General features: G+C 62.1%; 21 protein-coding genes and 2 tRNA genes. 11 read left to right on the forward strand and 12 right to left on the reverse strand.

Annotated elements, in window-relative coordinates; all coding sequences use genetic code 11:
• Window positions 1–8: 8 nt before the first annotated feature.
• The 10 genes from F0P97_RS24370 to F0P97_RS24415 all read right to left on the reverse strand — a co-directional run bounded on the left by F0P97_RS24370 (window position 9) and on the right by F0P97_RS24415 (window position 9,175).
• Window positions 9–425 (reverse strand): rhodanese-like domain-containing protein, encoded by a 417-nt coding sequence (locus F0P97_RS24370; RefSeq protein ID WP_182284668.1) that lies wholly within the window; start codon window positions 423–425, stop codon window positions 9–11.
• Window positions 426–451: 26 nt separating this feature from the next.
• Window positions 452–1,444 (reverse strand): M48 family metallopeptidase, encoded by a 993-nt coding sequence (locus F0P97_RS24375; RefSeq protein WP_182284669.1) that lies wholly within the window; start codon window positions 1,442–1,444, stop codon window positions 452–454.
• Between the two features lie 13 nt (window positions 1,445–1,457).
• Complete coding sequence (locus F0P97_RS24380) at window positions 1,458–2,198, reverse strand: lysophospholipid acyltransferase family protein (RefSeq protein ID WP_182284670.1); 741 nt, start codon at window positions 2,196–2,198, stop codon at window positions 1,458–1,460.
• 131 nt (window positions 2,199–2,329) lie between these two features.
• Window positions 2,330–2,917, reverse strand: a complete 588-nt coding sequence (locus F0P97_RS24385; RefSeq protein ID WP_182284671.1) for a D-glycero-alpha-D-manno-heptose-1,7-bisphosphate 7-phosphatase — start codon at window positions 2,915–2,917, stop codon at window positions 2,330–2,332.
• Between the two features lie 79 nt (window positions 2,918–2,996).
• Window positions 2,997–4,220, reverse strand: a complete 1,224-nt coding sequence (gene fabB, locus F0P97_RS24390) for a beta-ketoacyl-ACP synthase I (RefSeq protein ID WP_182284672.1) — start codon at window positions 4,218–4,220, stop codon at window positions 2,997–2,999.
• Window positions 4,217–4,741, reverse strand: coding sequence for a bifunctional 3-hydroxydecanoyl-ACP dehydratase/trans-2-decenoyl-ACP isomerase (fabA, locus tag F0P97_RS24395; RefSeq protein WP_003068017.1), 525 nt, complete (start codon window positions 4,739–4,741; stop codon window positions 4,217–4,219). Before fabA ends, fabB begins: the two co-directional genes overlap by 4 nt.
• 219 nt (window positions 4,742–4,960) lie before the next feature.
• A complete protein-coding gene (gene lnt / locus F0P97_RS24400) occupies window positions 4,961–6,550 on the reverse strand; it encodes an apolipoprotein N-acyltransferase (RefSeq protein WP_420093916.1) in 1,590 nt (529 codons plus the stop codon).
• 206 nt (window positions 6,551–6,756) lie between these two features.
• The gene (locus tag F0P97_RS24405) at window positions 6,757–7,638 is read right to left on the reverse strand and encodes an HlyC/CorC family transporter (RefSeq protein ID WP_182284674.1); all 882 of its coding nucleotides are present in this window, start codon (window positions 7,636–7,638) and stop codon (window positions 6,757–6,759) included.
• Between the two features lie 188 nt (window positions 7,639–7,826).
• Window positions 7,827–8,549: a GNAT family N-acetyltransferase gene (locus F0P97_RS24410; protein WP_182284675.1), complete on the reverse strand. Its 723-nt coding sequence runs from the start codon at window positions 8,547–8,549 to the stop codon at window positions 7,827–7,829.
• A gap of 143 nt (window positions 8,550–8,692) precedes the next feature.
• Window positions 8,693–9,175, reverse strand: coding sequence for an Lrp/AsnC family transcriptional regulator (locus F0P97_RS24415; RefSeq protein ID WP_034354614.1), 483 nt, complete (start codon window positions 9,173–9,175; stop codon window positions 8,693–8,695).
• Between the two features lie 219 nt (window positions 9,176–9,394).
• On the opposite strand from F0P97_RS24415, the gene hppD reads away from it, so the two are divergent.
• The 4 genes from hppD (at window position 9,395) to F0P97_RS24435 (ending at window position 15,522) form a co-directional block, all read left to right on the forward strand.
• Window positions 9,395–10,516, forward strand: coding sequence for a 4-hydroxyphenylpyruvate dioxygenase (gene hppD, locus F0P97_RS24420; protein ID WP_182284676.1), 1,122 nt, complete (start codon window positions 9,395–9,397; stop codon window positions 10,514–10,516).
• A 303-nt stretch (window positions 10,517–10,819) separates the two neighbouring features.
• Window positions 10,820–11,854 carry a Bug family tripartite tricarboxylate transporter substrate binding protein gene (locus F0P97_RS24425; protein WP_182284677.1) on the forward strand — a complete coding sequence of 345 codons (1,035 nt, stop codon included), beginning with the start codon at window positions 10,820–10,822 and terminating at the stop codon, window positions 11,852–11,854.
• A gap of 94 nt (window positions 11,855–11,948) precedes the next feature.
• Window positions 11,949–12,833, forward strand: coding sequence for a phenylalanine 4-monooxygenase (gene phhA, locus F0P97_RS24430; protein ID WP_182284678.1), 885 nt, complete (start codon window positions 11,949–11,951; stop codon window positions 12,831–12,833).
• 241 nt (window positions 12,834–13,074) lie between these two features.
• Entirely contained in the window at window positions 13,075–15,522 is a 2,448-nt protein-coding gene (locus F0P97_RS24435) for a DUF3772 domain-containing protein (RefSeq protein ID WP_182284679.1), read from the forward strand.
• Here F0P97_RS24435 and F0P97_RS24440 read toward each other — a convergent pair.
• Entirely contained in the window at window positions 15,462–16,466 is a 1,005-nt protein-coding gene (locus F0P97_RS24440) for an esterase/lipase family protein (protein WP_182284680.1), read from the reverse strand. The two genes, F0P97_RS24435 and F0P97_RS24440, sit on opposite strands and share 61 nt — an antisense overlap.
• Window positions 16,467–16,651: 185 nt before the next feature.
• On the opposite strand from F0P97_RS24440, the gene F0P97_RS24445 reads away from it, so the two are divergent.
• The 5 genes from F0P97_RS24445 (at window position 16,652) to F0P97_RS24465 (ending at window position 20,210) form a co-directional block, all read left to right on the forward strand.
• Window positions 16,652–18,361, forward strand: a complete 1,710-nt coding sequence (locus tag F0P97_RS24445) for an AMP-binding protein (RefSeq protein ID WP_182284681.1) — start codon at window positions 16,652–16,654, stop codon at window positions 18,359–18,361.
• 66 nt (window positions 18,362–18,427) lie between these two features.
• A tRNA-Val gene (locus F0P97_RS24450) sits at window positions 18,428–18,502 on the forward strand.
• Between the two features lie 6 nt (window positions 18,503–18,508).
• Window positions 18,509–18,583 (forward strand) — tRNA-Val (locus F0P97_RS24455).
• A gap of 117 nt (window positions 18,584–18,700) precedes the next feature.
• Complete coding sequence (locus F0P97_RS24460; protein WP_182284682.1) at window positions 18,701–19,153, forward strand: bacteriohemerythrin; 453 nt, start codon at window positions 18,701–18,703, stop codon at window positions 19,151–19,153.
• A 94-nt stretch (window positions 19,154–19,247) separates the two neighbouring features.
• A complete protein-coding gene (locus tag F0P97_RS24465) occupies window positions 19,248–20,210 on the forward strand; it encodes an MBL fold metallo-hydrolase (protein ID WP_182284683.1) in 963 nt (320 codons plus the stop codon).
• Window positions 20,211–20,311: 101 nt separating this feature from the next.
• Here the strand turns inward: F0P97_RS24465 and F0P97_RS24470 are convergent, their stop codons facing one another.
• The gene (locus F0P97_RS24470; protein WP_182284684.1) at window positions 20,312–21,112 is read right to left on the reverse strand and encodes a siderophore-interacting protein; all 801 of its coding nucleotides are present in this window, start codon (window positions 21,110–21,112) and stop codon (window positions 20,312–20,314) included.
• A gap of 67 nt (window positions 21,113–21,179) precedes the next feature.
• On the opposite strand from F0P97_RS24470, the gene F0P97_RS24475 reads away from it, so the two are divergent.
• Both F0P97_RS24475 and F0P97_RS24480 read left to right on the forward strand, forming a co-directional pair.
• Complete coding sequence (locus tag F0P97_RS24475) at window positions 21,180–21,623, forward strand: MarR family winged helix-turn-helix transcriptional regulator (RefSeq protein WP_039050073.1); 444 nt, start codon at window positions 21,180–21,182, stop codon at window positions 21,621–21,623.
• Window positions 21,624–21,963: 340 nt separating this feature from the next.
• A complete protein-coding gene (locus F0P97_RS24480) occupies window positions 21,964–24,321 on the forward strand; it encodes a catecholate siderophore receptor Fiu (protein ID WP_182284685.1) in 2,358 nt (785 codons plus the stop codon).
• Window positions 24,322–24,362 lie beyond the last annotated feature (41 nt).

Raw genomic sequence — 24,362 nt, forward strand, 5'->3', positions numbered from 1 at the left:
CCTGCGCATTACTGATGCCAGGGCAGGCCGCGCTTGCGCCAGCCACCCAACAGGCCTCGTTGGCCGTTGGCATCAACGTCGCCCTCAAAACCTTCAAGAATGTTGTAGGCCTCGATTCCCAGGCCCGCAGCACGCTGGGCTGCAGCAACAGAACGCACACCGCTGCGGCATAGCAGCACCACTTTCTTGCCCTCGGGTACCGCTGCTCGCAACTCGGCGTCAAAGTTCTGGTTGGCAGCCATGCCGGGCCACTGCTTCCAGGCCACGGCAACAGCGCCTGGCACCTTGCCCACCCACTCGCGCTCGGCATCGGTGCGCACATCGACCAGAACCGCTTCACCAGCCTGCAGCCATTGCCAGGCCAGCTCCGCCGGCACATCGCCAGCATAGCCGGCAGCGGGTTGGATTTGGGTTGTATTGCTCATTTCATTCCTAGTCTCGATCATTGCCGCTATTCCCAAACCGGCAAAGGCCTGTCTCTCAATGCTCTGCGCAAGTGCTTCCAGTCGGGCAGCACCTGAGCCACCACAGCCCAGAACTGCGGGCTGTGATCCATATGATGCAGATGGGCAAGCTCATGCACCACCACATAGTCGATGATTTGCGGGCTGTGCTGCATCAACCGCCAGTTCAGACGAATGATCCCGCTGCTGTTGGCACTGCCCCAGCGCGTGCTGGCACTTGTCAGGCGCAGCGCATTCCAGCGCACGCCCATGAGTGCGGCAAAGTGCAGCATGCGGGCCGTGAAATAGCTGCGTGCCTCGCGCAGTATCCAGGCCTGAACGGCAGCGCGCACCTGGGCTGCCGGTGCCTGCGGCGGCAGGGGAAGATGCAGACTTTGCGACCCATCGATCCCCTGCTCTCGATGCGTCTGGCGAGTAGCCAACGGAGGTGATGCCCCTCCTGTCAGCCGCAAGGTCATGGGCTGCCCCAGATAGTCCAGCACGCCTCCATCCTGCCAGAGAATGCGCGCTTCCTGCTTGATCTGCTGTCGCTGTCCGGCTTCCTGCAGCTTGCGCACAATCCAGCCGGCCTTGGTCTGCAGCGCTGATTCGATCTCGCACATGGCCACCCATTGCGGAGCGGTGACTTCAAGCCCTTGCTGCCCTACGCTGAAGCCGATGCTGCGGCGCGCCGAACGGCGCAGCAGATAAGCCACCTCACACCCTTGCAAGCGGGCGCTGTGGCTGGCTTCTGGATGTACCAGAAGTGCGGGCTCTGCAGGCAGCTCGTCCTCTTCAGAATCAATAGCGCCCACCGAAATACTGACGGGCGCTACAGGCCGACTATTCTCAAATTCCAGCTCGGATTGATCCAAACGCCGTTCAATGGCTTCAGGGCCGCTGGGCCGGCGCTTGCGCGGCACCAACCCGCCCTGCCTATCCCCCACCACAGGCGGCACCAGCCATTGCCAAGCTTGCTGCAAGCTATCGCCTGTGGACATGGGCAGTTTTGCCTTATTTGCGGTAGGCCTCGGGGTCCAGGCGCTGCATTTCGGACTCGATCCAGGCCTCGACCTCGACCATCAGCTCGTCATGCTTGCGGCCCACCGAAGAAATGGGCTTGCCTATGGAAACATCCACCACGCCGGGCCTTTTGATGAAGGCCTTGCGCGGCCAGCACTTGGCCGAGGTAACAGCAATCGGCACCACGGGCGCCCCCGTCATGATGGCCAGACGGGTGGCGCCGGTCTTGTACTCGCCCACCTCTCCGCGATTCACACGTGTCCCCTCGGGAAACATGATGACCCAGATGCCTTGATCGAGCAGGCGCTTGCCTTGCTCCACCACCTTGTGAAAGGCGCGCGAGCGCTGGGCTCGGTCGATGTGGATCATGTCCAGTGCACCGATGGACCAGCCGAAGAATGGCACCTTCAGCAGCTCCTTCTTGAACACATAGGCCAGCGGGCGCGGCATGATGGCAGGCATGAGAAAGGTCTCGTACGTGGACTGGTGCTTGACCAGCAGCACCACCCCCTGACTCGGGTCCGCAGGCAGGTTCTCCATGCCCTGCACCTGATACCGGACCCCCATGATCACGCGGGCGCTGTCCACCGAGAGCTTGAGCCAGGCGCGGGCAGCGCTGTATGCCTTGGCCGATGAGCCGCTGGTCCACTTGGCCAGCAGCACCGCGATAGTGTAGGGAATGACGGTAATAGCCATCCACAACATGTGGAGGACGGAGCGAATCAGGGACATGACAGCAATCGAATGACGTGAGCACAGACCTGAAGCCTGGCCCATTGATTTGGCACGGTTATCAACAAGAAACATAGCAGCTTGCGCCGCTCTTTCCTGCAGTTGAGTCTATTTTGACCTGAAACCCGGGCTCAATGCGGGGCAGGCGCCGAATCCAGGGGTTGAGCATCCTCACCGCCTCCCAGCGGCAGCAGCATATTCACCACGGCCTCCAGATCTGGATAGCGCTCGCTGCCTTCAGGCAGGTCGGCGTCGCTGCTGCACTCGGGCCTGGCGGTGGACTCCACAAACACCAGGTGGGCGCCCAGAGCCTTGCCCGCCTGCAAATGCTCGACGCCGCTGCCAATGGCCCAGATTTCATGGCCTTCCGCACCGTAGCGATCGGCAATCTGCTCGAACAACGCTACGCCTGGTTTACGGCACTGGCAGTCTTCATCGGGAGCGTGCGGGCAAAAAAACACTGCCTCCACCCGCGCGCCGACTGCAGCCATCTCCCTATGCATCTTGGCGTGCACGGCGTTGAGCTCGATCACATCGAACAGCCCGCGACCCAGCCCAGGTTGATTGGTGGCGACCACCACATGCCAGCCGGCACGGTTCAGGCGCGAAACGGCCTCCAGCGCACTGGGGACAGCAACCCATTCATCGGGCCGGCCAATGAAGCCTTGAGCGCCCCACTGGTTCAGGGTGCCATCACGGTCAAGAATTGCGATCTTCATGGGGGAGACAGTAGTCGACGACAGAAAAAAGCCCGCTTACCTCAAGGCCAAGCGGGCTCGCGATCCAAGACTCCGGCGCTTACTGCCCTTCCCAGCGCTTGAGCACCAGGGAGGCATTGGTGCCGCCAAAGCCAAAGCTGTTGGACAGCACGGTCTTGAGCTCGGCATCGCGGGTCTGGGTGACCAGAGGCATATTGCCCAGCAGCGGGTCAGGCGTGTCCACGTTCACCGAGCCGGCGATAAAGCCCTTGTTCAGCATGATCAGGCAGTAAATTGCTTCCTGCACACCGGTCGCGCCCAGCGAATGGCCGGTCAGCGACTTGGTGGACGAAAACGGAGGTACCTGGTCACCGAACAGCTCGCGCATGGCACGCACTTCCTGCATATCGCCCACAGGGGTCGATGTGCCGTGGGTGTTGATGTAGTCGATGGGCGCATCCACGGTTTCCATGGCCTGCTTCATGCAGGCGATTGCGCCGTCGCCCGAGGGAGCGACCATGTCTTCGCCGTCGCTGGTGGCACCGAAGCCCACCACTTCGGCCAGGATGTTGGCACCACGCGCCAGCGCGTGCTCCAGGCTTTCCAGCACCACCGCACCGCCGCCGCCGGCGATCACGAAGCCGTCACGGTTGGCATCGTAGGCACGCGATGCCTTTTCGGGCGTCTCGTTGTACTTGCTGGACATGGCACCCATGCCGTCGAACAGCAGCGACATGCCCCAGGACAGCTCTTCGCCACCGCCGGCAAACATCACATCCTGCATGCCCCAGGCAATCTGCTGGGCTGCTGCACCGATGCAGTGGGCCGAGGTGGAGCAGGCCGAGGTGATGGAGTAGTTGATGCCCTTGACCTTGAAGTTGGTTGCCAGGCAAGCCGACACCGTGGAGCTCATGCAGCGTGTGACCTGGTAAGGGCCCACGCGGCGAATACCTTTTTCACGCAGCGTATCGGCTGCCTCGATCTGATTGGCCGGCGAGCCTCCGCCCGAGCCCATGATCAGACCGGTGCGCGGGTTGCTCACCTGTTCGGGCGTGAGACCGGCTTGCCTGATCGCGTCTTCGAGAGCGATCTGCGAATAAGCCGCAGCATCGCCCATGAAGCGCAACTGCTTGCGGTCGATACGCGCCTCGATATCGATCTCGGGAATGCCTGCCACCTGCGAGCGCATGCCCAGCTCCGTGAACTGGGGCATGGCCTTGATGCCGCTCTTGCCCTCGCGCAGCGAGGCCTCCACCGTTGCCAGGTCATTGCCGATGCACGAGACAATGCCCGCGCCGGTGATCACTACCCGCTTCTTGCTCATGCTGCCGTTCCCTTGGCATCACCTTCACGCAGGAACAGACCCACGCGCAGGTCATTGGCCACGTAAATTTCCTTGCCGTCGGCCAGCAGGCGTGCGTCGCCGATGGCCATGTTCAGCTTGCGCTTGATCACTCGCTTGATATCAATTTCATATGTCACGAGTTTGACATCGGGACCCACTTCACCGGTGAACTTGACTTCACCCGCACCCAGGGCTCGACCGCGACCTGGCAGACGCAGCCAGGTCAGGTAAAAGCCGATCAACTGCCACATGGCGTCCAGGCCCAGGCAACCGGGCATGACGGGGTCGCCCTGAAAGTGGCAATCAAAGAACCACAGATCGGGCTTGACGTCCAGTTCCGCAACAATCTTGCCCAGACCGTGGGCACCGCCGTCCTCGGAGATATGTGTGATGCGATCGAACATCAACATGGGAGGCAGGGGCAGACGTCCGCTATCGGCACCAAACAGCTTGCCTTCGCCGGACGCGATCAGTTGTTCGTAGGAAAAAGATTCAGCCATTCTCTCAATTGCTCCGCGGCAGCCTGTGCAAGCTACCTGTTACTCTGTATTTTGGGTGACGGGACCCGCGCCCGCTGCGCGCGCCCACTGCGGGCGGTACAACCTGGGATTATCAAGGCTCGCGCCCCTACCCGGGACACAATACCCGTTTTCAGGCCCAAGACTCTGCCACAAATGCCACAGCCGCTGATGCCGACGTGGCTTATTCCGTGCGCGCCACTACGCCTTCCCCGGCCTTTTCGAGGACCGCCAGGCCAGCGCACAAAGCGCCAGGCACAACAGCGTCAAAGGCAGCAGGCCCAAGGCATGTACCCAGCGCGCATAAGGTGTCAGCCCGTCGCGCCCCTGCACCCGGCCCTGCAACACTGCACGTTCGAAAGGTGCCAGTGCTTTCACCACTTGCCCTTTGTGATCGATCACCACTGTGGCTCCGGTGTTCGTTGCGCGCAACATGGGACGCTCGAACTCCAGCGCGCGCATGCGGCTGATGGACAAATGCTGATCGATGGCCACGGAGTCGCCAAACCAGCCGATATTACTCAGATTGACCAGCACCGTGGGTGCCGTCGCCGCATTGCCGAAATGGGCCGCCAGCTCTTCGCCGAACAAATCCTCGTAGCAGATATTGGGTGACAGGCGCTCGCCCGCCCAGCTCATGGAAGGCTGGCCCAGTGCGCCGCGATTGAAGTCGCCCAGCGGAATATCCATGAGCTCGGTGAACCAGCGGAACATGGGTGGAATGAACTCGCCAAACGGCACCAGATGGTGCTTGTCGTACTGATATGCCTGAGCCTGCCCTGGCAACCAACCTTCGACCGTATTGGTAAATCCCTGGTCCCAGTTGCCCAGCGGAAGGCCCACCAGAGCCGCACGGCGGGATTCCTTGGCGACAAACGGTGCGCGCACAAAGTCCAGATAGCCTTCAGGAAGCTGCTGGGGCAGCAGTGGAATCGCTGTCTCGGGCGCCACCACCAACTGGGCGCTGGCGTCATGCAACTGCTGGGCATACCAGCGCAGTGCCACCACCACGCCCGAGCCCATTTCAAACTTCTCATCCTGAGGAATATTGCCCTGCAGCAGCTCCACGCTCATGCCGGGCTGCTGACCAGGTGCTTCAATGGCAGCATCACGCGACCACCACAGCCCGCCCCAGACCAGACCCAGTGCCACCGCAGATGCAAGGGCCTGCTTGAATTTCAGCAATGCCGATCTGCTCTGCATGCGCCAGACCAGCAGCGCCAGCCAGGCTGCAGCCCAGGCCGCCACAAACCCCGCTCCGTAGACGCCAATCCAGCGCGGCAGCACGGCCAGCGGGCCTTCCACATGGGCATAGCCGCCTGCCCCCCAGGGGAAACCGGTCCAGAGCCAGCCACGCGCCAGCTCGGCCAGCGTCCATAGTGCAGCAAAGACCATCGCCGACAATGCATCCGGCGCCTTTGCCAAACGCTTGAAACACCATGCAGCCACGGCGTAATAGCCGCCCAGAAAGCCCGCCAGCGCCAACACGGCGGCCACCGCCAATGGCGCCGCCAATCCGCCATAGGTGTGCATGGAGATGAAGAGCCACCAGAAAGTGGCCGCCAGCCAGGCCGTGCCGAACAGCCAGGCCCGGCCCGCCGCCTGAGCGGCGGTACGGGCAGCCAGCAGCGCATGAACCAGCACCGCCAGCGACAGGATCTGCAGCCACCACAGCGGACGGCCATAGCCTCCGACCAAGCTCAGCCAGCCGTCGCCCTGGCCGCGAGCCCAGGGCCAGGCCAGAGAGAAGGCCTGCAGTCCGCCTGCAATCAGCATCAAAAGCCAGCTCATCCAGCCTTTAGGCCTGGCAGCAGCGGTCTGAACGGTAGAGGCAGTGTTGGTCATAGGAATCAGCAGGCACTAACAAAACACCCAACCGGGCGGTTGGGTGAATTCAAGCATACGAAGTATCGCCAAGACTTGTGAAAACCAAGAGGCACAACCAGTATTTCCACCGGCATCACACCAGGCCTGCCCCGAATTTGCGCAGGTCGCGATCAGTTGCGAACCAAGCTGTCTGACGAAGGATCGCGCACCACCTTGAACCAGCGCACCGCGCCGCCCTTGGTATGGAGCACGGTGAACTCCAGCCCGCCCAGATGAATCTGCTCGCCGCGCTTGGGCACATGGCCGATTTCATGGGCAATCAGTCCACCAATGGTATCGAACTCGGCATCGGGGTCGCTGGCATGCAGCGAAGTCTCGAACTCCTCGCTCACATGCTCGATGCTGGCATCGCCCGCAACACGATAGCTGTTGTCGGCCAGAGCAAAGATATCGCCCTCGTCCTCGGGGATGTCGAACTCGTCCTCGATCTCGCCGACGATTTCCTCCAGCACATCTTCAATCGTCACCAGGCCGGCCACACGGCCAAACTCGTCGATGACGACGGCCAGATGATTGCGATTGGCGCGGAACTCACGCAGCAGGTCGTTCAGGCCCTTGCTCTCGGGCACGAAGACGGCAGGGCGCACCAGAGCACGAATGTTCAGGGTGGGAGAGCGCTGCAGCTTGAGCAAATCCTTGGCCATGAGAATGCCAATGATGTTCTCGCGCTCGCCCTGGTAGACCGGAAAGCGCGAATGCGCCGTGGTCAGAACCTGGTGCAGGATTTCTTCATACGGAGCGTCGATATTGATGAGATCCATGCGTGGCGCGGCCACCATGACTTCTCCGGCGCTCATGTCGGCCATGCGAATCACGCGCTCCAGCATGACACGCGACTCGGTGCCGATGACCTGATTGTCTTCGGCTTCGGCCAGGGTTTCGATCAGTTCATCGGGAGACTCCGGTGCTGGATGGATGAACTCAGCCACCTTTTGCAGGAAGCTTCGCTTGTCTTCCTTCTCGGGAAGTCGCGCAGGATGGGGGTCAGACACTGTCTTGGAGTGCAGGACGTGCGGTAGTCGAACAAGTCACCAAGAATAACGGATTGTGTTGACAGACGGCTTGCTAGCTCACAAAAGCCATGAGCGGCTGTCACCGAGCACACTCAGTCAAAGCTCTTTTGATATCTGCTTGCGCTTGTCTTTATTGGGCTGCAGCCTTGCCGGCTTCACCAGACGACTTACTCGCCTGATTTGTGCCGGCCTTCCTGCACGCCCTTGCGCACTTCCTGCACACCGGCCAGGAAAGCCCAGAAATTGACGGCCTGCTTCTTGAGCTGATAGTCCATCTCGCCCAGATGCTCGGTCACCAGGTCGCTGACATGGGTCTCGAAGTCGGCAGGCGGCAGCTCCAGATAGGCTTCGGATTCCGAACCTTCTCGCTTGACCGTGGCACCCGCATTGCGCGCAATCTTGAGCATGGCCGTGTTCTCGGACAGCGCATGGATGAACATCATGCTCACGTTCTTGCTGCGCGCATGCAGCACTGCACGTGCAAACAGACGTGCCCCCAGTCCCTTGCCGCGCGCACTCTTGAGCACGGAAACGCCAAATTCTGCGCATTTCTCATGCTCGGGGTGGCCGGCAAAGGCCAGATGCGCCATGGAGATCAATTCCAGGCGGCGGTTGAAGATGCCGAAGATATCGTCGCGCTCGAAATCGAGCTGCTCGACATAGCGGCGCACCTGCTCGTCGTTGGCCGCATAGCCAAAGCGCAGATAGCGATCACGCGCATCCAGCTTGAGCAGATGCTTGGTGATGCGGTCCCGGTGGCGCGGGCTCAGCGAACGGATGGGGACCAAGGACGGCGAGCGACGCTCGGCGCCATGGGACTTGCCCATGTCTCGCAGCCAGCCGGAGCCGGCCTGCCAGGGCGATGTCAACCAGTCTTTGGGGAGGTTCATAGCCTGAAATATAGGTAAAAACCCGAGGTTTCACAAGCCACATGTTGCATTGCAACAATCCTGTAAGGATTTTCCGCTAATTCAACACCTTAGCGTCTGTTTCCGGCTAGGTCATGGTCCGAATGAAGGACCTCTACGAAGGCCTAGAGCGGCACCGCCGTCGTGACCTTGACCCGGTCCATGACAAAGCTGGTTTTGCAATCCTGCACACTGGGGTGTTTGAGCAGCGTGTCCATGATGAAACGACTGTAATGCTGCATGTCCGCCACCACCACCCGCAGCAGATAATCCATCTCGCCAGTGAGGGAGACGCACTCCACCACCTCGGGCCAGGTCTGCACGCTGGCGCGGAACACATCCATGGGATTGCGCTTGCTGGTTTCGGTGTATTTTTCCAGACGCACATTGATATAGGCTGTCAGCCCCAGGCCCACGGTCTCGGGCTGCACCAGAGCCACATAGCGGTCGATGACACCGTTTTCCTCCAGCCGCTTGACACGGCGCAGCACGGCGCTGGGCGACAGCCCAACCTGTTCCCCGATGACGTCATAAGTTTCTCGGCCATTGGCCTGCAAACGGCGCAAAATCGCCTTATCCAGTTTGTCGATGGTGTGCATGGAACTCATGGCGGCAGATTATAAAAACAGCGCAGTTTTTATTAATGGTTAACCCTTGATAACCATTTAAATTGCACGAAATCAATTTTTTACGCAATTTTCATGCAATGAGCTGTTTGCAGCCAAGGCATTTTTGCATGAAGCTTGTCCGCGCCCTGTCCTACAGTGCATCCATCGTCGACACCTGTTCTTCATGTGTTGCACCCCTACCCGATGGAGACCTCTGCCATGAACGCCCCGCTGACCCAAAGCAACGCCAGCCAGTTCCAGACCTGGGACAACCCCATGGGCACGGACGGCTTCGAGTTCGTCGAATACGCGGCCCCCGACCCCGTGGCCATGGGTCAGTTGTTCGAGCGCATGGGCTTTCAGGCCATCGCCAAGCACCGTCGCAAGAACGTGACCCTGTATCGTCAGGGCGAGATCAACTTCATCATCAATGCAGAGCCAGACAGCTTTGCCCAGCGCTTCGCGCGTCTGCACGGCCCCAGCGTCTGCGCCATCGCCATCCGCGTCAACGACGCCAAGTACGCCTATGAGCGCGCCACTTCGCTGGGCGCCTGGGGCTATGCCCAGCAGGCGGCCCCCGGCGAACTGAGCATTCCCGCCATCAAGGGCATTGGCGACTCCCTGATCTATTTCATCGACAAGTGGCGCGGCAAGAATGGCGCCAAGGACGGTGACCTGGGCAATATCAGCTTCTTCGATGTGGACTTCGAGCCTCTGCCCGGTGCCGACCTGCACCCCGAGGGCCTGGGCCTGACCTATATCGACCACCTGACCAACAACGTCTACCGCGGCCGCATGGCCGAGCTGGCCGAGTTCTACGAGCGCATCTTCAACTTCCGCGAGATTCGCTACTTCGACATCGAAGGCCAGGCCACAGGCGTCAAGAGCAAGGCCATGACCAGCCCCTGCGGCAAGATCCGCATTCCCATCAACGAGGAAGGCAACGACAAGGCTGGCCAGATTCAGGAATATCTGGACATGTACCACGGCGAAGGCATACAGCACATCGCGCTGGGCTCGACCAATCTCTATGACACCGTGGATGGTCTGCAGATGAACGGCATCAAGCTGCTGAATACCAGCGAGACCTATTACGAGCTGCTGCCCAAGCGCATCCCCGAGCTGCAGGAGCCCATTTCCGAGCTGCTGGCGCGCAACATCCTGGTGGACGGCCAGCCCGGCGAGCTGCTGCTGCAGATCTTCAGCGAAAACCAGCTGGGCCCGATCTTCTTCGAGTTCATCCAGCGCAAGGGCAATAGCGGCTTTGGCGAGGGCAATTTCAAGGCCTTGTTCGAGACCATGGAACTCGACCAGATGCGCCGCGGCGTGCTCAAGACCTGAGCCACATCAACGAAGAGCCTGCCATGCGCCACCTCGGCCTGCACCCGCCTCATCTGCTCGCTTGCAGGATGGCCGGCGTGGGCTCCGGCGCTACGCAATACATCAAAAAGATACCAATGGTTACCACTCCATCGAACGGACTATGTGGCAGCCGATTTCCGTCCCTATACTTCCCGTCATGCTGCACTGCCGCATCCACGCCTGGCGTGAGGCGTTGCAGCCAGCTTCAACGCCCGGAAGGATCCAGTGTCGCGACCACATCAGCCACCCGCTACAGCCCCAGAGGACTGCAGATCGCCGGGGATGGACGCGCCTGCCGACACCTGGCGCCTTTCCCGCCGCCAGGCCATGTCCCTGGCAGTGGCCTCAGCGACCTCTCTGATCGCGGACAGCGCGCATGCTGCCAGGGATGCGAGCGCCCTGCCAGCGAATACCAGCCGCAGCCGCAACGAACTCTCGCTGGTAGTGCCCTATGCTGCGGGCGGGCCGCTGGATCGGGCGGCGCGCAAGCTGACGCAGGAAACCACGGTCCTGGGCAATATCAATGTGCTCAATGTCGCAGGAGACGGTGGTGCCACGGGTGCAGCCATGGTGGCCAGAGCGGGAGCGCGCGATCCCATGCTGCTGATGGGCGCCGTGGCCACACATGCCATCCTGCCCTGGCTCAACCCCCAGTTGCCCTACGATCCGCTGCGCGACTTTCAGCCGCTGACACTCGTGGCCCGCATGCCCCATGTGCTGGTCATGCGCAGCGAACTGGCCATGCAGTGGCGCATCTACACACCGGAAGATTTGCTGCGCTTCATGTCCAAGCACCGGCAGCCTCTGCGCTATGCCTCGGCGGGCAACGGCAGCATCGGTCACATCGCGGGCCAGTGGTTCCAGTCGCTGACCCAGGTTCCGTTGCAGCATCTGCCGTTTGGCGGGGCCAGACCGGCTCTGTCGGCCCTTCTCGAGGGCACGGCCGATCTGATGTTCGACAACATCGCATCGGCCCTGCCTCATCTGCGGGCCGGCAGGCTCAAGGCCATTGGCGTGACCTGGCGCTCGCCGCTGCCGGCTCTGCCGGAAGTGCCCAGCCTGGACGACAGCATCAAGGGCATGAATCTGACCACCTGGTTCGGCATCTTTGCCACTGCCGGCATCACGGACAGCCAGGCCAAGCGCTGGTCGGAGGCTTTTGCCCAGACGCTGCAAAGGCCCGATATACAGCAGTACTTCGACGCCATGGGCGTGGTGCGCGACGACCTGCGTCTGCAGGACTTTGCCCGTCTGGTGCAGGCCGAGCATGCGCGCTACGGCCAGCTCGTCAAGCGCGCCCAGATACAGATGCACTGAGCCAACGCCCGGCTCGCATCTCCTTTTCCCTGCTGCGCCCCGGCCACGAGCTCTGGCTGCAGCCTTCGCGACCCCTCATCTCAGGGAGTGCCCTATGAACAGCATCCAGAACAACACCGCCATGACCGGCGGCATCGGCGCGGCCCCCGTCGTCTATGGCCAGTCCGATCGCCCGCCACGCGGCGACTACACGCGTGCCCATGCCGACTACACCTGCACACAGGACTATGCCGCCTATACCGAGGCCGAGCATGACACCTACCACCGCCTCTACGAGCGCCAATCCGCGCTGCTGCCGGGCCGCGCCAGCCAGCATTTCATCGACGCCCTGCCGTCGCTGGGCGCAAAGGAACGCATTCCGCGCTTCGAGGAAGTCAACGAGCGACTGTTCAAGGCCACGGGATGGGAGATCGTCGGCGTTCCGGGTCTGATTCCCGAGGTACCGTTCTTCTCGCTGCTGGCCCAGCGCAAATTCCCGGTCACGGACTGGATACGCAAGCCCGAAGAGTTCGAATACATCGTCGAGCCCGACATCTTTCACGATCTCTTCGGCCATGTGCCGCTGCTGTTCAACCCCGTCATGGCCGATTTCATCCAGGCCTACGGAAAGGGCGGCCTCAAGGCCGCCGAGCTCGGCGCCTGCGAGATGCTGTCGCGCCTGTACTGGTACACGGTGGAATTCGGTCTGATCCGTGAGAGCGGCGGTGTGCGCGCCTATGGCGCAGGCATTCTCAGCTCCGTGGGCGAGCTGGAGTACAGCGTCAACAGCCCGCAGCCGCATCGTCTGCCGCTGCAGCTGGAGCGCACCATGCGCACGCTCTACAAGATCGACACCTATCAGCAGACCTATTTCGTGATTGACGACATGCCCCACCTGCTGAACCTGGCCGATGCCGACTTTGCGCCTCTGTACGAGCAGCTGCGTCAGCTGCCCACCATTGGTGCCAAGGAGCTGCTGCCCGGCGAACAGCTGATTTAGTCAGCGGATGTATACCGGAACGGGCCCCGGCAAGCACGAGGTCAAGAGCCGAATTTTCAGATGGAAATTCGGCTCATGTCCTTTTCCGGAAAGCGCATAAAGCTCCATTTTCAATAGCAATCAACGCAGAATATCCAGGCTGCAAGCCCTGCATGACTTGGCTGCGACCTGAAACCCTGACCGCAGCATTGCACCTATAGTGAGCGCCAGAGGCAAACTGCCGCCCACTCACTTCTTCACAATGCAATACCGCTGCAACCAACTGCTGCGCTGGCTTTTAGCGCTCCAACTTTGCATAGGTCTGGCCGTAGCGGCCGAGCTGCCCGCCAATGGCGATATCCAGACCACGTCCATCGCCCAGATTCAACAAGCATCGAACACCCTGGACAAGGTACGCCAGTCGCTCGATGACGCCGACACCTCCGAGACGCTGCAGGCACTGTCCGAAAAAGCCCTGCAGTCCAAACGAGATGCCGACAATGCCGTCACGGCGCTGGAGCCGCTGCTCAAGCAGCTCGACGCTCGCATTGCCCAGCTGGGGCCGGTGGCCGAAGGCAGCGAGGAATCCCCCGAACTGAGCCTGCAGCGCAAGGATCTGGCGCAGCAGCACAGCGAGCTGGACTCCGCGCTCAAGCGCGGCAAGCTGTTGTCCATGGAGGCCAAGCAGACCACGGACAGCATCGAGAAGATCCGCACCCAGCAGTTCAACGCACAGATAGCCCGCAAAGTGGCATCGCCGCTGTCGCCTTCGCTGTGGAAGCAGTTTGCCGAGCATCTGCCGACTGACCTGCAACGCATTGCAGCCCTGGCACGCCAGGGCCGTATCAGCTTTACTGCAGCCATTGCCGAACATGGCTGGTCGGCGACGCTGACCGGCATCGCCCTGGCACTGTTTGTGATGTTTCCGCTGCGCATCGGCCTGCGCTATGCGGGCCGCAAATTTGCGGCCTCCGAACGCGCGCCCAACGGGCGGTTGCGCCGCACGGGTCTGGCCGTCTGGATGCTGGTAGTGGGCACGGCACTGCCCGGCCTGGCCAGTCTGGTATTCATCGAGAGCCTGCGCTCCATAGACGCGATTGCACCGCGCCTGCAGACCGTGGCCGATGCCTGGATTCAATCCTCATTTGTCGCCGCCTTCTTCCTCTCCGTCAGCGCCTGCCTGCTGGTGCCCAAGCGTCCGACCTGGCGACTGCTCAACATCGACGACATCGCCGCCCCTGCGCTCACACGCTTTGCCTGGGGAGCCGCCGGTCTGACCTGGTTCTCCATGATGCTCAACGCGGTGGACATTGCCGCACGCACCAGCGCCGTCAGCAGCGTGGCCCTGGACGGACTGATTGCGCTCGTCTATGCCTTGCTCATCATGTCGGTGCTGATGGTCATCAACAAGCAACGCAAGCGCCAGCAACTGGCCGAGCGTGAGAAAGCCGCTCACCATGGTGACGATTACCGGCCTGCGACAACCAGCCGCTGGCTGATGCTGGCCTGGCTGGGCGGGCATCTGACGGTGCTGGCCGCGCTCATCGCAGCGCTGATCGGCTATCTGAACTTCTCGGTATTCGCAGCCACGCAAATGGTCTGGATCACCGTGGTGGTTCTGGCGACCTCGCTGCTGATGAAGTTTGCCGACGACCTCTTTACCTGGCTGTGCTCCAACGAGAGCCGTATCGGCCAGGGCTTCGCTGCCGGCACGGGGCTCAGGCCTTCGCGCCTGGAGCAGGTCGGCGTGCTGCTGTCGGCCTTCACGCGTGTCTGTCTGTTGCTGCTGGGGCTGATGGCGCTGATCGCTCCCTTCGGCAACTCCAGCAGCCTGATCGTGCTGGCCGATACGCTGACCAACGGCCTGCCCGTGGGCGACTCCTTCCTGCGTCCCATGACGATTCTGCGCGGCCTGCTGGTGCTGGTGGCGGGGCTGACGCTGTTTGGTGCCTTGCAGCACTGGCTGGTCGAGACCTTTCTGCCCAAGACCGAGCTGGATATAGGCGCACGCAACTCCATCAGCACCGTGGCCCGCTACATGGGCATTTTGCTGTCCGGCCTGTGGACACTGGCGGCCCTGGGCATAGGCTTCGAAAAAGTGGCGCTGCTGGCCAGCGCCTTGTCCGTCGGCATCGGCTTCGGTCTTCAGGCCATCACGCAGAACTTTGTCTCGGGCCTGATTCTGCTGGCCGAGCGTCCCGTGAAGCTGGGGGACCGCGTGCGCATCGGCGATCAGGTCGGCGACATCCGCCGCATCAGCGTGCGCGCCACCGAGATTCAGACCGATGACAAATCCACCGTCATCGTGCCCAATTCGGAGTTCATCACCAAGTCCGTGCAGAACCTGACCATGGATGGCGCGCTGGGCCGCATCTCGATCGCGTTCTCGGTGCCGCTGAACACCGATATCGTCAAGCTGCGCGAGGTGCTGCTGGGCCTCTATGCCGAGCATGAGGCCGTGCTGAGCACCCCGGCCCCTTCAATGTATGTGGACTCCATCAATGGCAGCGTGGTCAACATCACCAGCTTCGGCCATGTCTCCAGCTCGCGCAATGTCTACAGCACGCGCAGCGATCTGCTGTTCGGCCTGCTGCAGCGCTGCGCCGAGCAGAAGATTGCCCTGGTTTCCGCCACCGACATCCACCTGATTCAGGACCCGCAGGCCCGCGCACCCGCATCGGCTGCTGAGGCCCTCCCCTCGGCAACCTGATGCTGCCGCTGCCGCGCCGGCGGTCGCCCCTGCAGTTGCGCCTGCAACTGCAGGCAGTGCTGCCAGACCCGAGGATCAAACAGCAGTTGCATATGCGCTGCATCGTCGACCTGATGACATTGCGCATTCGGCAAGATAGCAAGTTCGGAGGGGAAGACGATGTTGTCGCTGCTGCTGCACCAGCAGCTGAATGACACATCCTCGGGCGGCGGCCCCAGTTGTTGCAGCCAGTCGCTTCCCTCGCGCATGTCCACGGCCGGCAGGCGCTGCGCAAACCGGGCCAGCCAGGCGCCGCCATGCGGCGTGGCCACGGTGACCACATGGGCTGCATGGCGCGCACGCTCGTCGGCATCCAGGCGCTTGAGCCAGGCCCGCACCACCAGACCGCCCATGCTGTGCGCGACCAGAAGCGGCGCGCGATGCGTGCGCTGGACAATCTCCTTCACGCATCTGTCGAGATCGTCCACCATGGCATCGACAGGACTGCCATGCGCAGGCTCCAGCGTCATGGCCATGCAGGGAATGCCGCGTGCCTTGAGCCTGCGCAGCCAGACGGCCCACACGCCACGGTTGCAGAAATAGCCGTGCACCAGTACCACGCCCACCTGTCCTTGCACCTGCTCGCCCTCTCGATCCTCAGGCGCTCCATCGGGCTCTGCATGTTCGCCAAAAGGAATCTGCCAGCCGAACAGCCGCCAGGCCCAGCGCCACTCCGACAGCCAGGCCCGCAGCACGACCATGGCGGGCGGCAGCGGCAATCCACGGCGGCGCAGCACCGCACGCATCATCAGCATCTGCGTGCCCAGTTGCAGCCCGGCCCCGCTCGCAATCAGGCCCGCGCCCAGCAGTGCCACAGCAACTGAGCGCGACCACCAATAGCTGCACCAGAGCAGCAGCGCCAGCCAGCTACCCATCACCACACAGCGCCAGAACCAGGTATTCAAAGCGGCACCTCCTAACGCGCAGCGTAGCAAGCATGTCGTTCAACGCCTAGGACAAGCCCCCGTAGACCCTGACAGAGCGCATCCGCAGAATCAGCCGCAGCGCAGGTTTTGCACGCTGGCCTTCTTTGTTCAACCCGCCGCCCGCTTCCCAGGACGACGTGCGGCTTATGCAAGGTACCTCTTCTATGGACGCTGCCGCTCCCTGGTTCAAGAACTATCCGCCCAATGTGCCGCACGATGTACAGCCCGAGCAGTACCGCTCGCTGGTACACCTGCTCGAGGAAGCCTTTTCCCAGCATGCAGAGCGTCCGTTTTCGGTCTGCATGGACCGCTGGATGAGCTATGCCGAGCTGGACAAGCTATCCGCACAGATGGGGGCCTGGCTGCAGAGCCTGGGCCTGGAGCCAGGGGCACGCGTGGCCATCATGCTGCCCAATGTGCCGCAGTTCGCCGTCAGCATGGCCGGCGTGCTGCGCGCAGGCTTTACCTGCGTCAACGTCAACCCGCTCTACACCGCGCGCGAGCTCGAGCATCAGCTCAAGGACTCGGGGGCCACGGCCATCATCATCCTGGAGAACTTTGCCCACACCCTGGCCCAGGTGCTGGAGCGCAGCCATATCCGTCATATCTGCCTGACCGGCATGGGCGATCTGCTTGGCGGCCTGTATGGAAACTGGATCACCTTTGCCGTGCGCCACCTGGCCAAGATGGTGCCGGCCTTTGACCTGCCCCTTGGCTCGGATTCAGGCGCAGGCAGCCAGCAGCGCCAGGTCACCCAGTTCAGCAAGGCGCTGACCGAGGGCGCTGGACGCAAGCTCATCCCCAGCACGGCCACGCTGGACTCGATTGCCTTTCTGCAATACACGGGCGGCACAACAGGCCTGTCCAAGGGGGCAGTACTGACCCATCGCAATATCGTCGCCGCCACGCTGCAGGCCCATACCTGGTTCACCCCTGCGCTGGAAGGCAGGGTCAAGGCCAATGAGACCCACATTGTTGCGGCCTTGCCGCTCTATCACATCTTCGCGCTCACCGTGAGTCTGTTCGCCATGCGACTGGGAGGCAGCCTGAGCCTGATCCCCAACCCGCGCGATATCCCGAAATTTGTGAAGGTGCTCAAGAAGCGGCCCTTCCATGTGCTGCCTGCCGTGAACACCTTGTTCAATGCGCTGCTCAACAACCCGGATTTCCGCCAGCTCGATTTCTCGCAGCTGTTCATCTCCCAGGCCGGCGGCATGGCGGCGTCCGAAGGCACGGCGCGTCAGTGGCAGCAGACCACGGGCTGCGCCATGATCGAAGGCTGGGGCATGAGCGAGACTTGTGCCATAGGCACGAACAATCCCGTGACCAACAAGGAGTTCACAGGCACCATAGGCCTGCCTCTACCCGGCATCTCGGTCGCCATCAAGGACGAGGAAGGCCGCAACCTGCCCAACGGCCAGGCCGGCGAGCTGTGCATCAAGGGCCCCAACGTCATGCACAGCTACTACAACCAGCCGGCAGAGACCGCCAAGGCCTTCACGGCCGACGGCTATATGCGTACCGGCGATATCGGCGTGCTGGACGACGAGGGCTACACCCGCATCATCGACCGCAAAAAGGACATGATGGTGGTCAGCGGCTTCAACGTCTACCCAAACGAGCTGGAAAACGTCATCTCCATGTGCCCCGGCGTGCTCGAATGCGCAGCCGTGGGCGTCAAGGACGATCAGCAGGGCGAATCCATCAAGGTCTATGTGGTGCGCAGCGACCCCTCGCTGACGGAAGACCGGGTCATGCGCTACTGCCAGGAGCAGCTGACAGGCTACAAACGGCCACGCTATATCGAGTTCCGCGACGAGCTGCCCAAGACCAATGTGGGCAAGATCCTGAGGCGCGAGCTGCGGTCGAACTGAGTTTTTTCAGAAAATTTACGAGTTTTCCCGAAGGTCTCCAAAGTTGCTGCTAGAATTGCGGTCTTCGGGTGATTAGCTCAGCGGTAGAGCACTGCCTTCACACGGCAGGGGTCACATGTTCGATCCATGTATCACCCACCAGTTATTGCGTGATTAGCTCAGCGGTAGAGCACTGCCTTCACACGGCAGGGGTCACATGTTCGATCCATGTATCACGCACCAGACAAAGCCTCTTGAGACAAAGTCCCAGGAGGCTTTTTCTTTGGCCGGCCACATTTAGCGGCCCATTGCATAATGGTTCTTCTGCAGCGGGCCCCGCCTGACAACAAGAAGATCACTATGAGAGAGACACCCACCCTGGCCTGGAGCGACGCACTGCTGATGGGCCATGGCGCCATGGACGAGATTCACGAGGAGTTCGTGCAACTGGCGGGCCGGCTCGAATGCGCCAGCGACGAGCAGTTGCCCGGATTGCTCCAAACCATGGAGGCCCATCTGCAGCACCACTTTGCCGAAGAGGACCAGTGGATGCTGAGCACCGGCTTTCCTCCACGCGATTGCCATATCGACGAGCATGCGGCCGTGCTCAAGTCCGTGGCGGAAGTCCGCGTCAAGCTCGCCGAAGGCAATGTCGCGCTCTGCCGCGATCTGACCAAAGCCCTGGTGGACTGGTTTCCCGGCCACGCTACGCATCTCGATTCGGCCCTGGCGCACTGGCTGTCCAAGCAACGCTTTGGCGGCAAACCCGTGGTGATTCGCCGCAACATCCTGTCTTCGGCCGAATCGCACTGATCAGCACTGAGCAGCCCGTCCGCGCGACAGCTGCATGATGAGCGGCCTGCTAGGCTTGAGCAAAACACAAAGCACCGCACAGGAGACCAGTTCGATGAATGCATCCCCGGCAATGCATGTCCCACTGCCACCCGGCATGACCGTGCTGGAGCGCGGCTGGCTGTCGGCCAACAACATCGTCTTTGCCGCGCAGGCCGGCGATGCCGAAGGCGCTGCCGTCATCGATACCGGCTATGTCACGCATAGCGCGCAAACCCTGGCGCTGATCGAAAGCACACTGGCAGGTCAGCCGCTGACGCGCATTCTCAACACCCATCTGCACAGCGACCATTGCGGCGGCAATGCCGCACTGCAGCAGGCTTATCCACAGGTGCAGACCTTGATCCCTCCGGGTCAGGCCGAACAGGTACGCAACTGGGACGAGGCCGCCCTCAGCTATGCCCCCACGGGCCAGGAATGCCCGCGCTTTGCCATCACCGGTCTGCTGCAGGCCGGCAGCACGGTGCGCCTGTCGGGCCGCGACTGGCAGATCCATGCAGCCCCCGGCCATGATCCGCATTCGGTGATTCTGTTCGAGCCCGACAGCCGCATCCTGATCTCTGCCGATGCACTATGGGAAAACGGCTTTGGCGTGGTCTTCCCCGAGATCGAGGGCATTGCCGCCTTTGACGAAGTCACCGCCACCCTGGACGTGATCGAGCGCCTGGAGCCCCGCCTTGTCGTGCCCGGACACGGCGGCTTGTTTGGCGATGTGCAGGCGGCTCTGGGCATTGCCCGCAAGCGGCTGGCCAGCTTTGTACAGGCACCGGAGCGCCATGCCAGCTATGCCGCCAAGGTGCTGCTCAAATACAAGCTGCTGGAGTGGCAAAGCATCAGGGTGCAAGAGCTGAAGAACTGGGTTCATGCCACCCCCTATTTCGGCACCCTGCACCAAAACTACTTCGATGCCCAAACGGCACAGCAATGGCTGGACAGCCTGATCGAGAGCCTGGTGGCCAGCGGCGCGGCCGAGCTGCGGCGCGATGCAGCCGGTACTCCCATCCTGCTCAACCGCTGACGCGGGTCGGATGACGCACGATCAGTGACGCTCGATGGCGGCAGGAAGAGCATCGAGTGCTCGGCGTCCCAGGACTGCGGATCAGGAAGGCGGTTGCCTCCTCAGTCATTCGCGCTCAGTTCCTCGTGGTGGGCGGCCTCGCCCTGCTTCCAGTAGGACGCAATCCGCATGCGCTTGGGATTGGCACCGGACTTGGCCAGAATGCGCTTGCGCAGATCGGCCATGGCACGATTCTCGCCCGCCGCCCAGACAAAGCCGTCTCCTTCGGGCAGTTCCAGCGCATCCACCGCATCGGCCAGCGAACTCACCCACTGCAGGTCCAGCGCAGCAGCGCTGCTCCAGCGGCGCTGGTCTGCCGGGTTGCCGATCTGCACCCGCACGATGGCGCGGCTGCCGGCCGGCAATTCCGCCAGGCGGCGCTCCATGGCGGGCATGGCGCTTTCATCGCCCAGCAGCACATGCCAGTCCAGATCGGCGGGCACGACCAGGCTGCCGCGCGGGCCGGCCAGACCCAGCCACTGACCGATGGGGGCTGTGCGCGCCCATTCCACGGCGGGGCCAGAACCATGCTCGGCGAACTCCAGCTGCAGCGTGTTGCGGGCGGCGTCGTAGTTCAGCGGCGTGTAGTCGCGCATGGTGGGGCGCTCGCCGGCTATGTGCGGGCGACCGTCGACCATCTGCGGCAGATTGGGCCTATCCATCCCGGCCTGAGGCAGGATGAGCTTGGTGTGGTCGTCAAAGCCCGCGCTGACAAAGCCTGCCAGTTCGGGGCCGCCCAGGGTCAGGCGGATAAAGCCGGGGCTGAGCTGCTCGCGCGCCAGCAGCTGCACATGGCGGGAGCGGAATTCGTGGCGTACACGCTGCATGATGGACACTGTCTCGTTGTTGGACATGATTTTCATTAAGTTGATAAAGTCCACCAAATATCCCTTAATAAGTTGACTAAGTCAACAAACAACCTTTCCCACCATGAGTTCATCCATCGCCGCCGATGTGTTTGAAGTGCTGCACGATCTGCTGCACCTGTTTCGCGCGCGCCTGCTTGAGTCGCTTGAAGCAGTGCAACCGGGGCTGACCTTCAACGAATTCCGCATCCTCATGCACACCGGTCGCCACCCCGGCATCACGCAAAAGGAACTGGTCGAGCACAGCCACACCGACAAGGCCCAGATGGCGCGTACCCTGGCCCAGTTGCAGGACAAGGGCTGGCTGGAGCGCTCGGCCAGCGAAGCCGACAAGCGCGTGCGCTGCCTGCAGCTCAGCGCCCGGGGACAGCAGTTGTTCGATCAGCTCAGACACCGGCGCGAGCAGATAGCCACCGAGCTGCTCAGCGACTTTCCCGAAGCCCAGCAGGGCTTGCTGCATGGGCTGCTGCTGCAGGCCAGGGACAGCGCCCAGGCGACGCGACCGTAAAGACTTTCAAAAAAGGAAGCAGCCAGCGCATGCTGCTCCATGATTTCAATGCTCTAGCACCTTGAAATGCATATAGGAAAGGCGGCAGTAGCTCTCATATCCGAAGTGAAGCGAGTGCCCGCCTACCCCGACCATGTTGCTGTGCAACAACGCCAGACATGATTCTCCGTAAATTTTCGCAAAGTTTTATTAAGAATCATTATCATTCAATGAATTCGTACCCGAGTACGCTTTAGCCAGCCAGGACTTCGCCCGGACGCCACCCGTGTCTGCGGTCGCATCACAAGTGCAGACAGCCCGTACCAGCCAGCCATCTGTCTTCACTCCTAGTCCTTTCAACATGGCTCAATCCAACATCTATATCCAAAGCCGCAAGCATTCCGCAGGCCGCTTGCCTTCCTCCGCCGGCCTGGTCGCCTGCGCCACCGTGCTGGCCGGTGCCACCCTGGCACTGCCGGCTCTGGCCCAGTCTGCGGAAACCGCACTCAAGGAAGTCAAGGTGGAAGGCAATGCCGACACCGGCTACACACCGGGCCAGCTGTCCTCGCCCAAATTCACCCAGCCGCTGGTCAACACCACCCAGACCGTCAACGTCATCAAGGAGCAGCTGCTGCAGGAGCAAGGCGCCACCACGCTGACCGAGGCGCTGCGCAATGTGCCCGGCGCCGGCACCTTCTACGCAGGCGAGAACGGCAACACCAGCACGGGCGACGCCGTCTATATGCGCGGCTTCGACAGCTCCAGCAGCATCTATGTGGACGGCGTGCGCGACATCGGCTCGATCTCGCGCGATATGTTCAACATCGACCAGGTCGAAGTCACCAAGGGCCCGGCCGGCACGGACTACGGCCGCAGCGCGCCCACCGGCGCCATCAACCTGGTGAGCAAGCAGGCCAATCTGAACAACAGCTTCGGTGGCTCGCTGGGCCTGGGCTCGGCCAGCTACAAACGCGCCAGCATCGACCTGAACCGCGTCGTCAATGCCGAGACCGGCACGGCCGTGCGCCTGAACGCCATGGCGCAGGACGCCAATGTGGCGGGCCGCAACGGCATCGAAAACAACCGCTGGGGCATTGCACCTTCGATTGCCTTCGGCCTGAATTCGCCCACCCGCGTGTTCGTGAACCTGCTGCACATCAAGCAGAGCAATGTGCCCGACGGCGGCGTTGCCACCATCGGCCTGCCCGGCTACACCTCGCCCGACGCTGCAGGCTATGCAGGCCGCCGCGCCTTTCTGGATTCGGCAGCACGCGTCAACAGCAAGAACTTCTACGGCACGGCCTCCGATCACGACGATGTGACGGCCACCATGGCCACGCTGAAGGTGGAGCATGACTTCACATCCACCACCAAGCTGCGCAACACCACGCGCTGGGGCGAGACCAAGCAGGACTATCTGCTCTCGGCCATCATGGGCCAGGGATATTCTGTGGGCGGCGTGCTCGGCAGCAATGGTCTGCAGACTCCCAACCCCGCCGATCCATCCACATGGTCGATGGCGCGCCTCATCAACACCAAGGATCAGGTCAACCGCATCCTGACCAATCAGACCAATCTGAGCACCAGCCTTGCCACCGGCAGCGTGCTGCATGATCTGAGCCTGGGCCTGGAGCTGACACGCGAGGAACAGACCAATTACGGCCTGGCCGCCTCGGGCTCGGTACCCAGCCGGGTCAGCGTGTACAACCCCGACGCCAGCGTCACACTGCCTGCCTATGTACGCAACGGCGCCGACAGCAAGGGCAAGACCGACACCGTGGCCCTGTATGCCTTCGACACGCTGAAGTTCAACGACCAGTGGCAAGCCAATCTGGGCCTGCGCCTGGACCGCTACAAGACCTCGTACAACGCCATGGCGGTCTGCACGGCCACCTCGACCACCCAGCCCTGCGGCAGCAAACCTGTTGGCACCGTGGTGCCCACCACCTCGGACGGCCTAAGCAAATCCGGCACCTTGCTGAGCTGGAAGGCAGGCCTGCTCTACAAGCCCGCCCCCAATGGCAGCGTGTACATGAACTACGCCCTCTCGCAGCAGCCCCCGGGCGGCAGCAACTTTGCGCTGTCGGCCGCCGTGAACAATGCCGCCAACCCGAATATGGACCCGCAGAAGGCCAAGACGCTGGAGCTGGGCAGCAAATGGGAGCTGATGGAAAAGAATCTGATGCTCAGCGGCGCGCTGTTCCGCACCGAAGTAACCAACGAGATCGTCACCAACTCCGACGGCACCGTGGGCCAGACCGGCAAGAAGATCGTGCAGGGCCTGGAGCTGGGCGTGATCGGCCAGATCAACAAGGCCTGGGGCGTGAGCGCGGGCTACACCGTGCAGAACACCAAGGTCGACACCGGCGCCCTGGTGGCAGCCGACGCCAGCAACGGCCTGACCTATACGCCCAAGAATGCCTTCAGCCTGTGGAGCACCTACCAGCTGCCCTTCGGCCTGACGATCGGCGGCGGCGCGCGCTATGCGGGCGGCCTCAAGCGCGGCACCGACGGTGCCGTGGGCACGCCCAACCACACGGACGCCTACTGGGTGTTCGATGCCATGGCCAGCTACCGCGTGAACAAGAATCTGGACATCCAGCTCAATGTCTTCAATCTGTTCGACAAGGACTATGTGGCAGCCATCAACAAGAGCGGCTACCGCTACTTCCCCGGCATTGCACGCTCGGCCCGTCTGACGGCAAACTTCAAGTTCTGATTGGAAGTTCTCCCCCTGAGGCGCTCCGCGCCTTCCCCCTC

This window comes from Comamonas testosteroni (assembly GCF_014076415.1).
Classification (GTDB): Bacteria; Pseudomonadota; Gammaproteobacteria; order Burkholderiales; family Burkholderiaceae_C; genus Comamonas; species Comamonas testosteroni_F.

What these genes read in the sequence shown, in the direction of transcription:
- fabA (WP_003068017.1), bottom strand. Translation starts at nt 4,741, where the DNA reads ATGGCTGAATCTTTTTCCTACGAACAACTGATCGCGTCCGGCGAAGGC.
- F0P97_RS24370 (WP_182284668.1), bottom strand. Translation starts at nt 425, where the DNA reads ATGAGCAATACAACCCAAATCCAACCCGCTGCCGGCTATGCTGGCGAT.
- hppD (WP_182284676.1), top strand. Translation starts at nt 9,395, where the DNA reads ATGAACGCCCCGCTGACCCAAAGCAACGCCAGCCAGTTCCAGACCTGG.
- F0P97_RS24435 (WP_182284679.1), top strand. Translation starts at nt 13,075, where the DNA reads ATGCAATACCGCTGCAACCAACTGCTGCGCTGGCTTTTAGCGCTCCAA.
- phhA (WP_182284678.1), top strand. Translation starts at nt 11,949, where the DNA reads ATGAACAGCATCCAGAACAACACCGCCATGACCGGCGGCATCGGCGCG.
- F0P97_RS24445 (WP_182284681.1), top strand. Translation starts at nt 16,652, where the DNA reads ATGGACGCTGCCGCTCCCTGGTTCAAGAACTATCCGCCCAATGTGCCG.
- F0P97_RS24425 (WP_182284677.1), top strand. Translation starts at nt 10,820, where the DNA reads ATGGACGCGCCTGCCGACACCTGGCGCCTTTCCCGCCGCCAGGCCATG.
- fabB (WP_182284672.1), bottom strand. Translation starts at nt 4,220, where the DNA reads ATGAGCAAGAAGCGGGTAGTGATCACCGGCGCGGGCATTGTCTCGTGC.
- F0P97_RS24480 (WP_182284685.1), top strand. Translation starts at nt 21,964, where the DNA reads ATGGCTCAATCCAACATCTATATCCAAAGCCGCAAGCATTCCGCAGGC.
- F0P97_RS24410 (WP_182284675.1), bottom strand. Translation starts at nt 8,549, where the DNA reads ATGAACCTCCCCAAAGACTGGTTGACATCGCCCTGGCAGGCCGGCTCC.
- lnt (WP_420093916.1), bottom strand. Translation starts at nt 6,550, where the DNA reads ATGAGCTGGCTTTTGATGCTGATTGCAGGCGGACTGCAGGCCTTCTCT.
- F0P97_RS24470 (WP_182284684.1), bottom strand. Translation starts at nt 21,112, where the DNA reads ATGAAAATCATGTCCAACAACGAGACAGTGTCCATCATGCAGCGTGTA.
- F0P97_RS24385 (WP_182284671.1), bottom strand. Translation starts at nt 2,917, where the DNA reads ATGAAGATCGCAATTCTTGACCGTGATGGCACCCTGAACCAGTGGGGC.
- F0P97_RS24465 (WP_182284683.1), top strand. Translation starts at nt 19,248, where the DNA reads ATGAATGCATCCCCGGCAATGCATGTCCCACTGCCACCCGGCATGACC.
- F0P97_RS24380 (WP_182284670.1), bottom strand. Translation starts at nt 2,198, where the DNA reads ATGTCCCTGATTCGCTCCGTCCTCCACATGTTGTGGATGGCTATTACC.
- F0P97_RS24475 (WP_039050073.1), top strand. Translation starts at nt 21,180, where the DNA reads ATGAGTTCATCCATCGCCGCCGATGTGTTTGAAGTGCTGCACGATCTG.
- F0P97_RS24415 (WP_034354614.1), bottom strand. Translation starts at nt 9,175, where the DNA reads ATGAGTTCCATGCACACCATCGACAAACTGGATAAGGCGATTTTGCGC.
- F0P97_RS24460 (WP_182284682.1), top strand. Translation starts at nt 18,701, where the DNA reads ATGAGAGAGACACCCACCCTGGCCTGGAGCGACGCACTGCTGATGGGC.
- F0P97_RS24375 (WP_182284669.1), bottom strand. Translation starts at nt 1,444, where the DNA reads ATGTCCACAGGCGATAGCTTGCAGCAAGCTTGGCAATGGCTGGTGCCG.